Origin of the sequence: Marinobacter litoralis, assembly GCF_003336705.1 — a bacterium.
GTDB classification, from domain to species: domain Bacteria; phylum Pseudomonadota; class Gammaproteobacteria; order Pseudomonadales; family Oleiphilaceae; genus Marinobacter; species Marinobacter litoralis.
The window spans coordinates 526,044-538,669 of record NZ_QMDL01000003.1; the positions used below are offsets into that span (position 1 = coordinate 526,044).

The window sequence follows — 12,626 nt, forward strand, 5'->3', positions numbered from 1 at the left end:
CCGTTAGTGCTTTTTCTTGGGCCGTTCTACCACTTTTCGTTTACCTTTGGCGGTCTTGGCCAGAGACTTCAGGCCGTCAGGCTCAAACGCATCAACGCGTATCACGTCGTACAGCGCAGTCAGCGCCTCTTCCAGTTTCGGGCACTCGTCGGCTGTTACTATGCCCTGAGCACAGGCCCAGTCCACCAGCTCTTTGCGTTGGTGGCCCATCAACAGAGCAATACCATCCAACTCATCTTCATTGCGGTTGCGAATGGCCTCGTGCAGGCGCTGGCGCATCTCGTGGGTTTCGTTAGCCAGTCGGTAGGCATTCAGCACACGGCCCAATGGGTCGTTCGGGTCTTGAGTGGTGAAGGTGCCGCGGCTCACACGCTGGCGCACAGGGGTGTCGTCCACGATGGTGGCGGCCACTTTCGCGCCCAGTTTGTCATCGGGGCCATTCAGGCCAGTTGCACCGAGCGGGAATACCAAAATGCGCAATGGCCAGCGAAGTGCCGGTACCGGGAAGTTGATGATGGCTTCGCGCATGGAATTCTGCAGGTCATGCAGGCAGGTCTGCAGGCTCCATTCCACCAGGTTGCGCTGATCTTCCGGGTAGCCTTCTTCGTGCCATTGTTTGATGACGGCGGTGGCGTAATACAGGTGCACCAGACAGTCCGCCATGCGGCCAGACAGCCGTTGCCGGGCTTTCAGGCCACCGCCTACCGTCAGTAAGGTGACGTCGGTCATCATGGCGAAGGCCGCTGAGAACCGGCCAAGCTGGCGGTAATAGCCTTGGATATCGCCCTGTCTGGGGGCGGTTTCCAGCCAGCCTTTGGTCAGGCCCAGCACGAACGCACGCAACGAGTTGCGGGTGGTGTGTGCCAGGTGGCTGTAGAAAATGCCGTCAAACTTCTTGGTCGCTGCTTCTTGATCTTCCATGCCGGCGGCTTCGATTTCATCCACGATGAACGGATGACAGCGAATGGAGCCCTGGCCGAAGATCATCAGGCTGCGGGTCAGGATGTTGGCGCCTTCCACGGTGATGCCAATCGGCACTGCCTGGTAGGCTCGGGCCAGGAAGTTACGGGGGCCGGTGATGACACCGCGGCCTGCCACAATGTCCATGGCGTGGTTAATCACTTCTCGCATCAGGTCGGTGTTGCGGTACTTCAAAACGGCTGAAGGTACGGCCGGGCGCACGCCCCGATCGAGCATGCCCACGGTCAGCAGGCGCGCAGCGTCCATCATGTAGGTGTAGCCGGCGATAGGCTCCAGTGCTTCCTGAACTCCTTCAAACTGGCTGATGGTGCGGCCAAACTGTTCCCGGGTCAGCGCGTAAGAGCCGGTGGCCAGGCTGGCCAGTTTTCCGGCACCGGTGCCCAAAGCGGGCAGCGAGATAGAACGGCCGATGGAGAGGCATTCCAGCAGCATGGTCCAGCCCTTGCCGAGCATGTCCTGGCCGCCGATCACCTGATCCATCGGAATGAACACTTCGGTACCCCAGGTGGGCCCGTTCATAAAGACCGTGTTCATCGGTAGATGGCGCGTACCGGCATGTACGCCGTCGGTATCCCGGGGTACCAGCACGCAGGTTACGCCGATCTCGTCTTGTTCGCCGAGCAAGTGTTCCGGGTCGTACACTTTGATGGCGAGGCCAATCAGGGTGGCGACCGGTGCCAGCGTGATGTAGCGCTTGTTCCAGGTGACTTTCAGGCCCATCACTTCTTCGCCGTTCCACTCCCCTTTGCAGACGATGCCTTTGTCCGGGATGGCGCCGGCGTCGGAGCCAGCGATGGGGGAAGTCAGGGCAAAACAAGGAATCTCATCGCCGCCGGCAAGGCGTGGCAGGTAATGTTGCTTCTGACTGTCGGTGCCGTAGTGCATCAGCAGCTCGCCCGGGCCTAAGGAATTAGGCACCATCACGGTGACGGCGGCAGACACGCTGCGGGTAGAAATTTTCATCACGATTTCGGAGTGGGCGGTGTTGGAGAACCCCTTGCCGCCGTCTTCTTTCGGAATCACCAAGCCGAAAAAGCCGTTCTTGCGGATGAACGCCCAGACGTCTTCCGGCAGATCGTAGTTTTCATGGGTGATCTGCCAGTCATCCAGCATTTTGCAGAGCTCTTCCACCGGGCCGTCGAGGAAGGCTTGTTCTTCACTTGAAAGATGCGCCGGGGCCGCATCCAGCAGTTTGTTCCATTCCGGTTTGCCGGAAAACAGCTCGCCATCCCAGTCTACCGAGCCGGATTTCAGGGCTTCTTCTTCCGTGGAGGAGAGCTTGGGCAATCGGCCACGGACCCAGCCAAGTAGTGGACGGCTGAGTTTTTCCCGGCGCAGGTCACTGGGCAGCACGATCATCAACGCCAACGCCAGTAACAAACCACCTATTAAAAAACTGAGAATGTGCCAGTCGTCCTGAGCCACGCCAACCAGGGTGGCCGCCGACATAACAATTGCAGCGGTTTTTCCGCCTATGCTGAAATAAATCAGCACCAAGGCACTGATAACAAGAAGCAGAACGCTCAAGGGCAGACCTCCGTATCGGTTTTGAAATCAGCAAGCTGAGCTCTAACCATCGGCCATAAAAAGCGTTGTTGCAAGTTGCCTAGAGGTAATCTGCAGCGAACACCAGGCCCAGCACGATGGGCATCACCACCAGACTGCCCAGATTGCTGATCAGCACCAGCGACGCGACTTTGTGAGGCTCCTGGCGATACTGTTCGGCCACCATGTAGTTCAGGACTGCCGGAGGCAGGGCGGCAAACACCCAGAGTGCGGCTACCTGCAAGCCCGGAAGGTCAAGCAATGCAATGAGCGGCCAAGCCAGAACCAGTCCGCTGAGGGGGCAAGCGATGGCGCCGATCATGCCCAGCTTCCAGTCGCTGAAGTCCACGTCCAGCATGCGCACCCCCAAGGCAAACAGCATCAGCGGAATACACACGCCGCCGAGCATGTTCAGGGCTTCCAGCAGCCAGCTGGGCAGAGCCACACCGCTGAAGTTCACCGCAAGGCCTGCGATGCTGGCAAACACAATGGGTTGGCGCAGGCGTTTCAGCACGGAGGTGTACGGGTCCAGCATGTACAGACCGACGGAGAAATGCAGCAGCATCTCCACAATGAACAACACGATGGCGGCGGGCAGGGCCGCTTCGCCGAAGGCCAGTACCAGCAGCGGTATCCCCATGTTGCCCGAGTTGTTGAACATCATTGGCGGCAGGAAGGTTTTCAGATTCAGATCCAGCACCCGGGCTAAGGGGTACAGGATAATGCCGGAGCCCAGCACCACCACGGTAGCAGCCAGCGCCAGCCAGCCGTAATCCTGCAGGGGCGCTTGCTGGTCGGCCAAAACCGCAAACACCAGCATGGGCACAAACAGCTCCATGTTGAGCACATTAAGGCCCTGAATATCCGGCGTGCGGTAACGCCCGTACAAAGCTCCGCAGCCTGCAATCAGGAATACGGGTAGCATGGTGGCCAGTATTTGCGCGATCATAAATTTTCCGGTGCGGGCTGCGTTAAAACTCAGCAGGTTCGCAATTCTGAACGGTTTCGACAAGTAGCGGTTAGTAACGCTGACGGGGAATGACAGTAGCTATGGATTTTGACCAGCCGATACAACGAGAAAACACCGCCTCGGTGAAATTTGATGTGCGTAAGGCGGTGTTCGGCCGTGACGATGTGATTCCGGTGTGGGTCGCGGATATGGATTTTCCCGCGCCCGAGGCGGTCACCGCCGCTTTGAAAGCCCGGGCTGAGCATCCGGTGTACGGTTACACGATTTTTCCGGACAGCCTTTATCAGTCAATCATGGATTGGTTTGCCCAGCGCCACAACTGGCGGGTCGAGAAAGAGTGGATTCTGATGGCGCCGGGCGTAGTGCCCTCGCTGCATGCCGCCTGCATGGCCTATGCCGCCCCCGGTGAAGGCGTGATCATCCAGCCGCCGGTGTACCCACCGTTCTTTAGCTCTGTTAAACAGAGTGGCCGGGTGGTAATTGAGAATCCCTTGGTGCAGGACGCGGAAACCGGCCAATACCGCATGGATCTGGCGCATCTGGAGCAATGTGCAGCCCGGCCGGATGCCCGCGTTCTGATGTTTTGCTCGCCTCATAATCCGGTGGGCCGGGTGTGGACGGAAGACGAATTAAAAGCGGTGCTTGAGATCGCCCGCCGGCATCAGCTGACGGTGCTGACTGACGAGATCCACTGTGATCTGGTGTATCCGGACAAACCCGCTCATACCATGCTGGCCCGGCTGGCGGATGAGGGGGATGCTCTGGTCACAGCCATTGCCCCGAGCAAGAGTTTCAACATGCCCGGTTTGGGGTTGTCTGCGCTGGTGATTCCAGACGCTGAACGCCGCCGCGCTATGAAGGCGGTGTTTGATTCGTTCCACTTGCCTCAGTGTAACCCGTTCAGCGTGGCAGGCTTTGAAGCGGGCTACCGCCATGGCGGCGCATGGTTGGATCAGCTGATGGTGTACCTGCAGCGCAATCGGGACTATGTGCTGGAACAGGTTGCCGAGCGCTGGCCAGGTATCCGGGTGTCTGCGCCGGAAGGCACCTATCTGATGTGGCTGGATTGCCGGGAGCTGGGATTAGACGATGCCGGGCTGAAACGATTCTTTGTGCAGCAGGCGGGTGTGGGCATGAACCCGGGCATTACCTTTGGTGAGCCGGGTAGCGGCTTTATGCGGCTGAACATCGGTTGCCCCAGAGCGGTATTGGAACAGGTACTCTCCCGAGTCGAGGCCGCCTTGGCGAAGCGTTGATACTCGCTAGACCGGCGGGCGCCGCCCAACCCGGGTTGCCAGCAGTAGCCCGGACAGAATCAAGGCACCGCCGATCAGGTGAGCCGCGCCCAGGGCTTCATCCAGAAACACACTGGCCAGCACCGAGGCAAACACCGGCACCAGATACATGAAAATGGCCGCTTTGGCAGGGCCAATCTGTTGCACGCCATAATTCCAGAAACCGTAGGCCAGAATGCCCGGGAAGATGGCGAAGTACAGCAGAGGCAGCGCCGTGTCACCGGACCAGCTGAAGCCGCCGGAAAAGAACAGTAAATCGGCAAGGTAAAACGGAAACAATACACCGCTGCCCAGCAGAATCTGGGTGGTGAGAAAAGTCAGAGGTGGCAGTGGTACGGCCTGTCGCCGGAGCAATACCGAAAACAGTCCCCAGCTCGCCACGGCCGCCACCATAATCAAATCCCCGGGTTGCGCTTGCAGGTTGAGCAGAACAGACAGGTCGCCCTGCGCCACCACGGTGACAATGCCCAGAATGGCCAAGCCAATGCCTAACGCTTGAAGCGGGCGCGTTCTGTCGCCCAAAAGCAGCCAGGCGAGCAGCGCGACAAAAATCGGGATGGTGGAATTGATCAGTGCAATGTTGGTGGCGGTGGTGGTCAGGGCGGCGTAATACAGCAACGAATTGAACGCGGCTACGCTGAAGGTGGCCAAGGCCAGCATCGAACCGAGATGCTGGCGAATCACTTGCCTGTGGCGCCAAACGCCGGGTAACCCAAACGGTAACAGAATGCACAGGGCGATGACCCAGCGCCAGAACGACATGGAGAGCGGCGGAATGCTGTCCACCGTTCCCCGTGCGATCACCGCGTTACCGGCCCAGAACAGGGGCGTCAGTACTAAACCGATATAAGCCAGCCCCGGTGTGCGGGGCACGATGCCGGCGTTCTCTGCAGCCACGTAGTCATCCTTCAGGCGTTGTGCATTAAACGCCTAGCATACTACTCTCCTGGAACTTCTGCCTCCGTACCAATGTGGTAGGCCGCAAAGCCGGCCATCACCACTTGATCCACCGCCATTCCGATCACGCGGCCATTGGCATTCGAGCGAATGGGGTATTGCTCGTTGGTAATAGGATCCGAGACGTAACCAAGGATTTCCCCTTCAGACACGCGATCCCCCAAGGCGACTTCGCTGAACAGAATGCCGCCGTGCTGGGCACGGATCCACAACGAATCGTAATACACCGGCTGCGGATCACCCCAGACAAACATGCGGGAGATCATGCCGTGTTTTTCCATCAGGCTGTTGAGGCTGTTCACACCGGCTTTGATCTGGTGCTCCTGAATGCGTAGCGACTCCCCGGCTTCCAGCGTCACCGCGCGAATGCCTGCATTGACCGCGGCGGTTCGCAACATGCCTTCCGAGCCGGAACTGTGGACAACGGCCATGCGGTCAAAGCCCTTGGTGAACTCGGCCACCTCCGGGTTGTTCATATCGGCGCGCAGCTGCGGCAAGTTGGTACGCTTGAGCGAACCGGTGTGGATATCCACCAACATGTCGCAATGGCGAATCACACTGTTGAACAGTGAATGCGCGATGCGGTCCGCCAAGGTGCCATCGGGCCGGCCTGGAAAATAGCGGTTCAGGTCCCGGCGATCGGGCAGGTAACGGCTGCCTTGCTGGAAACCCGTGAGGTTGACGATGGGCACACCAACGACTTGGCCACTCAATTTGGCGGGATCCAGGTCGTACATGGCTCGCCGTACGATTTCGATGCCGTTCAACTCGTCGCCGTGAATGGCACCGGTCAGACACAAAGTGGGCCCGGCGTGAGCACCGTTAACCACCAGAACTGGCGTGGTTTGGGATAGCCCGGCTATCTGGATGTTTGGGGTCCAGGCCAGACGGGTCGAGGTGCCAGGCAAGACTTCGTTGCCGAGCAAGGTGAAGGCTTCCGAAGGAATCGGTTCGGCTTCAGTCGGCTCTGGCTCGTTTTCTTCGGCTGCAATGGGAGCTTCGGGCTCGCCCGTGTCAGTTGTCGCGGCATCGGTAGGCTCAGATTCCGGAACGGGTGCTGGTTCCGGCTCCGGCATGGGCGCGACTTCTTTCAGATCCACATTGGGAGCAATCTTCCTTGGCTGCTTGGCTTTGGTTGCAGCGGGTTCCGTTTTAGTCGCCTTTGTTGCTTTGGGCTCTGCGGATGCTTTGGCCTTTGGCGATGTGTTTTTACTGTCGTGCCGGGGCTCGGATTGAACGACGTCTTCAACGCTTTCATCCTCAGCCAACTGAGCAACCAGATTAACCGGTGGTTCAGAAACCGTCTTTGAATTTTGGGTATCGGCCACTGCACCCACGGATGTCATGGACAGAACCAGACAGGCGAACCATTTGGGGGTGGTGCGGTTGTAATAACGTTGAAACAGCATAAATCCTCGAGTGCTTTGACCAAACGGCCCTAGGATAGGGCTCGCAGCGACTAATGAATACGGCTGTGAAGAAGCTGTAATGCCACTTTCATGATTCCAGGCCGAATTCCGGCTGCTTATTGTGTATAACTGAACTATCTTGCAATCTTAAGTCCTGTTATACCGAGACTAAGGAGAGAACTGTATGGACCTTTTGCGTATTTTGATTGCGATTCTGTTACCGCCGTTGGGCGTGTTTTTACAGGTGGGTATCGGAAAGCACTTCTGGATCAACATTCTGTTGACCATTCTTGGCTACATTCCGGGCATTGTTCACGCGGTGTGGGTGATTGCTAAAAAATAGCCCGACGGTTACGCCGGGCGCTTGGTATGCCAGAGATCTCCTGTCTGGTAGGCCCTGTGCTCGGCCTCCAGTTTCAGAAGGTGTGCCAGCGCGGAGCGGGCCGCCAGCCCGTGTATTGCGGCCGGCACATCGTCGTAAGCCTTCGCGGTTAAATCCTTCAGAGTGACCGGAGCCAACGCTTCCAGCGCACGGAACACCTTGTGCTCACGCGATAAGCGATGGGTAATCAGATAATCCACCACAGCCTCTGGCTGCCCCATCAGAAAGCCATGGGCCGGGGCAATGAACTGAATCTTCTCTTCCAGCAATTCGTACAACGATTCCACATAGGCCTTCATATCGCCGTCTGGCGGATTGATGACCACCGTCGAGCCTTGCATGATGTGGTCACCGGAAAACAGCAGGTCTTGGTCTGTCAGCAAATAACATAGGTGATTCGAGGCGTGGCCGGGGGTGTGCAAAACCTTCAGCACACCGGCTTCTGTGGCGATCAATTCCTCGTGTTCGGGGATGTCATCCGGTGTGAATGCGCGGTCTTGGCTGGCACCTTCCGGTGCTGGCCAGCCGAAAACCCGGCAGTTAGTGCGTTCTTTTAACAATCGGGTGCCGGGTGAGTGGTCGAGATGGGTGTGGGTGACCACGACCTGATCCACCGCACCGCCGGTCACTTCCAGAATACGTTCAATATGGCCTTCATCGGCCGGCCCGGGATCAAGTACAGTAAAACGATCGAAACCCAGAATGTAGGTGTTGGTGCCGGGGCCTGTCATCATCCCCGGATTCGGCGCGGTCAATCGAACCACCCCGGCCGCCACCTCTACCGGCTCACCCGGTGTAATCTGCGCCTGTACCGAACCGGCCCCTTCCGGGTCGAGTTTTACGGCTTCGTCGTAAGCCGGTGCATTCGGCTCAAGAAGAACCGGTTTGCCTTTGCGAATCGCCGGCCATGGGTCCGTCGGGAAGGGATCGGGCGGATTGGCGTGTGCGTACCGCATCAATTCGGACGTGGTGTTGAAGTCACACAGTACCCGTAAGGTGCGGATGGTGGGCAGCCCCAGCAAGCGCTGCCCCGCTTTGTGTTCCGCCAATGCCTGTGCCGGGGAAATCCAGACGTGATCGATGGTTTCTTCGCCATCATGGCTGGCGGCTTGCCCTTCGGGTGCCGCGGCAACAAAAAAGCGGGTATCAAACCGGCGAGGTGGCCCCGGCGGCGTGACCCAGTGGCTCAGATAAGCCAAGTGGTCGAGCGGCAAGGTTAACTCATGCTTCTTGCACAAATCCGCCAGGCAGATGGTTTCCCTGAACAGGGCATCGCGATCTGCGTGAACAGGATGGTCTGCACCGATCAGTTTGCCGGTTTTGTCCAAGGCCAGCAGAACCCCGGATTCTTCAAAACATTCCCGAACCGCGGCCAGCATGTAATCGACACCGCCGCCTCCGACCAAGCTCATGGTCTGGCTGATGTCGGAATCTTCCACGCCGATGGCATGATCCCGACACTCGGGCTCTTGCTCGTTCACGGCTCCGCCGGGGAAGACATAGTAACCGGGCAGGAAAATGGCTTCCCAGGTGCGTTGCAGCAGAAGGACTTCAATACCGTTTTCGCTATCACGAGTCAGAGCCAAAGTGGCCGCAGGACGAATGCTCATAGATCACTCTTGTTTTGTTATTCCAGATGCGCCTCGAATAGTCGAGCGATGATTGGGGTGGGCTTTCCAAAAATGTGCGTAGCCATGGATGGCGAAGCAGAAGCGTCACATGGACGTGCCGAAGGAGCGGTTTTTGGAAAGCCCACCCCAATCATTGCCCACTCCCAAGTCAAAAGCGCAAGGGCAAGACCCAAGATACCCGATACCGACATAAGATGAGAAGTCACAACCGCAAGGGTATGATGCACCCACGTTAAAATGATCGTAAAACAGGACACCACCGTGGCAAGAATCAAACTGGAATTCCCGGACGACGCTTTCAGCTTCGAAACCCTGTTGCCCGTTAGAATCAGCGATATTAACGGCGCCAACCATCTGGGCAACGATGCACTGATTTCGATGCTGTCAGAAGCTCGAGCGCAGTTCCTCGTGGCAAACGGCATCAAAGAAGCCGATCCGAGTGGTAATGGCATTATCGTCACCGACCTTGCCACCATGTACCAAGGTGAATCGTTTTATCCGGATATGCTGCGGTTTGAAGTGGGGCTGATGGACTTTAACAAATACGGAGGAGACTTCGTGTTTCGGGTAACCAAAGCGGAAAGTGGGCAGCCCGTGGCATTGGCGAAATATGGTTTTGTCTTCTTTAACTACAACACCCGTGAGGTGACCCCGGTGCCCGAGAGCTTCCGCGCGCGGTTTGCTTAAAGGGCTAACGCAAAAGAAAACCGATGGTGCGAGGTGCACCATCGGTTTGGGGAAGCCGCTTTCGGCGTGACGATTATTTAGAAAACTTGTTCCACTCTTTCTCGGCTTCGTCTTTCTTCATGCCGTACTTTTCTTGCAGCTTACCGATAAAGTTGTCTTTTTTGCCGCCGATCTGTTCGATGTCATCGTCGGTCAGCTTGCCCCATTGTTCGCGCAATTTACCTTTGAGCTGTTTCCAGTTGCCTTCCAGAATGTCGTTATTCATAACCTTATCCTCGTCTTGAAAATAATTGCATGAATTCGGAGCTAAAGGAGTAGGTGTTCCATCAACCTTTACCTCGAGGTAAAACTTTGCTGCTTCGTTGCTGAGCCATATAGCTCGGTATTCAGGCTGGCACAGGCGCTTTTTGTTGACAACCGGCGAACGGAGCGTGGTGCCAAATTAGCGAGGCTGTGTTTGTTTATCTTCATGAAAAATAAGCGGTATTTTTCACTGTTACGACTTTGTGAGCTGTCGGTAACCTGACGGCCACAAGGGCTGTGGCCGCCGCTAATATCGTGCGGGAGCTTAGTCGCGAGCGCGTTGGTCCAGGGTTTTCTGGCCCTGTCGGTACAGGCTGTATGCCATGATTCCAGCGAGCAGATTGCCAATCAGCGCGCCGGTCATCAGGCCGGGTAGCCCGCCAATTTGGGCGCCAATCCACAGCATGGGCAGGTAGCAGCCAAACAGGCGTAACACCGAGATCAGCAGCGCTCGCATGGACATACCGAGTGCGTTGTTGATGGAAACCATCAGTATGCACACGCCCAAACCGCTGTAGCTCAATGGCACGCGTAGCAGGTAGCTAACCAGTACGTCTTGTACGTTGGCGTCTGAGCTGAACAGGGTCGATACCACGCCGGAAGCGCCAAGCCAGACCAGCCCGATGAACAGCTGCCAGCCGATGATAAACCGCACCGCAATGCGCACCAGTTTGCGAATCTGTTCAATTTCCCCCGCACCCAGCAAGCGCCCGACCATGGGTGGCATAGACATGGTGAGTGCCAGTACGACCACGATGGAGAAAAACTCTAGCCGGGTGCCCAGGCCCCAGGCGGCCACCGCCGCTGAACCGAATCCGGCGACCAGGGCGGTGGCTAGTATGGCGGCTAAGGGCGGCATTAACTGGCTGACCATGGCGGGAGCCATGATGCTGCCTAATTGTTTTGCAGCTTTGAGTAATTGCAGTTGGAGCAGGTCGAAGCGGAGCCACTGACGCTTCAGCAGCATCGGGTACATGACCAGGCCGCCGATGCTGAAGGCGGTGATGGTGGCCCAGGCAGCACCGGGCAGGCCCCAGCCGAATACGAAGATGTAGAGGGCATCCAGTGCGATGTTTAGGAGGCTCGTTGCGATCATCATGTAGCCGGGCAATCGGGTGTCGCCGTTGGCGCGGCTGATGGAGTAGCTGAAGTAGACCATGGCGCCAACCCAGGCGGAGGTGAGCCACGGTGCCCAGTATTCGCGGATGACGGGGCGCAATGTTTCTTCGGCGCCGAGTAGATCGAGTATGAGGGTTTGTAGTAGCCACACTGAGATGCATAAGGTCAGCGCCAGGCCGGCGCCGATGGCGATGACGAGGCCGCCGAGGCGTTGCGCTCGTTGTTCGTCGCCTTGGCCCAGGGTGCGGGAGATGATGGCGGTGGTGGCGATGCCGAGGCCGACGTACATGCCGCTGACGAGTTGTTGCATGGGTACGGTGAAGCCCAGTGCGGCGAGTGGGTCGCGCCCGAGTTGGCCGACGAAGGCGCTGTCGGTGAGTTGGAATGTCATCAGTGAGAGGACACCGAACAGCATGGGCCAGGTCATGTGGTAGAGCTGGCGGCCTAGGGAGGCGTTTTGCAGGGCTTGTTGCACGTTGGTTTTGGGGCCTTCGGTTGGGTGTTTGGCGCAGATTCTAACAGGTCATGGGATTGGTGCATCTGCTGATCTGGTATCAGGCATTTGGAGTAAGCCACAGGGCGAAGACACCCCTCCAAAAACCGCTCCTTCGGCACGTCCTTGTGACGCTTCTGCTCCGCCATCCATGGCTGCGCACATTTTTGGAGGGGTGTCTTCGCCCTATGGCCTCGGCATGGGAGCGGTACTCCGGTGCCGAGGTTAGGGTGTTCTCTAGTTGTTAGAGAACTTTCAGTGCTGCTTCGTAGTCTGGCTCGTTTTTGATTTCACTCACCAGTTCGCTGTGGATAACTTTGTCATTTTCATCCAGAACCACAACCGCACGAGCACACAGGCCGGCTAGGGGGCCGTTTTGGATGCCTACGCCGTAGTCTTGCTGGAAGCTGTAGTTACGGAAGGTTGAGAGTGTTTCAACGTTGTTCAGGCCTTCTGCGCCGCAGAAGCGGGATGCTGCGAAGGGCAGGTCGGCAGAGACGACGAGGACGACGGTGTTGTCCAGGTTGCCAGCTTTTTCGTTGAATTTGCGGGTGCTGGTGGCGCAGACGCCGGTGTCGATGCTGGGGATGATGTTCAGGATTTTTCGTTTGCCGGCCCAGTTGTCGAGTTTGACTTCTTCCAGTCCGCTGGTGGTCAGGGTGAAGGGGGCGGCGTTGTCGCCGGCACTTGGGAAGGTGCCGCTGAGTTCGATTGGGTTTCCGTCCAAAGTTACGTTGGTTGGCATATGTTGCTCCTTTTTTGGTTTTGAGTTCGTGTACTTACCCTGTTTAGCTTAAATCGGATGAGTTTTCATCTTTGTTATTCGTTGGAGGGGATATCAATAGTCTGAGGGC

The 12,626-nt window shown here is 57.4% G+C and carries 11 protein-coding genes; 3 read left to right on the top strand and 8 right to left on the bottom strand.

All coding sequences use genetic code 11. From position 1 onward, the window contains the following. Positions 1–3: 3 nt before the first annotated feature. Together DOQ08_RS12110 and DOQ08_RS12115 are read right to left on the bottom strand one after the other, a co-directional pair. Complete coding sequence (locus tag DOQ08_RS12110) at positions 4–2,508, bottom strand: acyl-CoA dehydrogenase (protein ID WP_114335207.1); 2,505 nt, start codon at positions 2,506–2,508, stop codon at positions 4–6. Between the two features lie 79 nt (positions 2,509–2,587). Next, on the bottom strand, positions 2,588–3,475 hold the full coding sequence (locus tag DOQ08_RS12115; protein ID WP_114335209.1) for an AEC family transporter: 888 nt from the start codon (positions 3,473–3,475) through the stop codon (positions 2,588–2,590). A gap of 101 nt (positions 3,476–3,576) precedes the next feature. Here DOQ08_RS12115 and DOQ08_RS12120 point away from each other — a divergent pair, with 101 nt between their 5' ends. Continuing rightward, on the top strand, positions 3,577–4,752 hold the full coding sequence (locus DOQ08_RS12120) for a MalY/PatB family protein (protein WP_114335211.1): 1,176 nt from the start codon (positions 3,577–3,579) through the stop codon (positions 4,750–4,752). 6 nt (positions 4,753–4,758) lie between these two features. Here the strand turns inward: DOQ08_RS12120 and DOQ08_RS12125 are convergent, their stop codons facing one another. Together DOQ08_RS12125 and DOQ08_RS12130 are read right to left on the bottom strand one after the other, a co-directional pair. Beyond that, on the bottom strand, positions 4,759–5,688 hold the full coding sequence (locus DOQ08_RS12125; RefSeq protein ID WP_114335213.1) for a DMT family transporter: 930 nt from the start codon (positions 5,686–5,688) through the stop codon (positions 4,759–4,761). A gap of 41 nt (positions 5,689–5,729) precedes the next feature. Beyond that, on the bottom strand, positions 5,730–7,157 hold the full coding sequence (locus tag DOQ08_RS12130; protein WP_227537641.1) for a succinylglutamate desuccinylase/aspartoacylase family protein: 1,428 nt from the start codon (positions 7,155–7,157) through the stop codon (positions 5,730–5,732). Between the two features lie 184 nt (positions 7,158–7,341). On the opposite strand from DOQ08_RS12130, the gene DOQ08_RS12135 reads away from it, so the two are divergent. Further along, positions 7,342–7,500 carry a YqaE/Pmp3 family membrane protein gene (locus DOQ08_RS12135; RefSeq protein WP_004581060.1) on the top strand — a complete coding sequence of 53 codons (159 nt, stop codon included), beginning with the start codon at positions 7,342–7,344 and terminating at the stop codon, positions 7,498–7,500. Positions 7,501–7,508: 8 nt separating this feature from the next. Here the strand turns inward: DOQ08_RS12135 and DOQ08_RS12140 are convergent, their stop codons facing one another. Continuing rightward, entirely contained in the window at positions 7,509–9,149 is a 1,641-nt protein-coding gene (locus DOQ08_RS12140; RefSeq protein ID WP_114335215.1) for an MBL fold metallo-hydrolase, read from the bottom strand. Positions 9,150–9,431: 282 nt separating this feature from the next. Between DOQ08_RS12140 and DOQ08_RS12145 the strand changes: the two genes are divergently transcribed. Beyond that, a complete protein-coding gene (locus tag DOQ08_RS12145; RefSeq protein WP_114335504.1) occupies positions 9,432–9,857 on the top strand; it encodes a thioesterase family protein in 426 nt (141 codons plus the stop codon). Positions 9,858–9,930: 73 nt separating this feature from the next. Here the strand turns inward: DOQ08_RS12145 and DOQ08_RS12150 are convergent, their stop codons facing one another. The 3 genes from DOQ08_RS12150 to tpx form a co-directional block, all read right to left on the bottom strand. Further along, positions 9,931–10,122 (bottom strand): CsbD family protein, encoded by a 192-nt coding sequence (locus tag DOQ08_RS12150; RefSeq protein ID WP_114335216.1) that lies wholly within the window; start codon positions 10,120–10,122, stop codon positions 9,931–9,933. Positions 10,123–10,425: 303 nt separating this feature from the next. Beyond that, positions 10,426–11,706 carry an MATE family efflux transporter gene (locus tag DOQ08_RS12155; protein WP_114335505.1) on the bottom strand — a complete coding sequence of 427 codons (1,281 nt, stop codon included), beginning with the start codon at positions 11,704–11,706 and terminating at the stop codon, positions 10,426–10,428. A 310-nt stretch (positions 11,707–12,016) separates the two neighbouring features. Beyond that, complete coding sequence (gene tpx / locus DOQ08_RS12160; RefSeq protein ID WP_114335217.1) at positions 12,017–12,517, bottom strand: thiol peroxidase; 501 nt, start codon at positions 12,515–12,517, stop codon at positions 12,017–12,019. Between the last annotated feature and the right edge of the window lie 109 nt (positions 12,518–12,626).

Coding starts and splice junctions, on each gene's coding strand:
- DOQ08_RS12115 (WP_114335209.1), bottom strand. CDS start 3,475: ATGATCGCGCAAATACTGGCCACCATGCTACCCGTATTCCTGATTGCA.
- DOQ08_RS12120 (WP_114335211.1), top strand. CDS start 3,577: ATGGATTTTGACCAGCCGATACAACGAGAAAACACCGCCTCGGTGAAA.
- DOQ08_RS12130 (WP_227537641.1), bottom strand. CDS start 7,157: ATGCTGTTTCAACGTTATTACAACCGCACCACCCCCAAATGGTTCGCC.
- DOQ08_RS12135 (WP_004581060.1), top strand. CDS start 7,342: ATGGACCTTTTGCGTATTTTGATTGCGATTCTGTTACCGCCGTTGGGC.
- DOQ08_RS12140 (WP_114335215.1), bottom strand. CDS start 9,149: ATGAGCATTCGTCCTGCGGCCACTTTGGCTCTGACTCGTGATAGCGAA.
- DOQ08_RS12150 (WP_114335216.1), bottom strand. CDS start 10,122: ATGAATAACGACATTCTGGAAGGCAACTGGAAACAGCTCAAAGGTAAA.
- DOQ08_RS12155 (WP_114335505.1), bottom strand. CDS start 11,706: ATGACCTGGCCCATGCTGTTCGGTGTCCTCTCACTGATGACATTCCAA.
- tpx (WP_114335217.1), bottom strand. CDS start 12,517: ATGCCAACCAACGTAACTTTGGACGGAAACCCAATCGAACTCAGCGGC.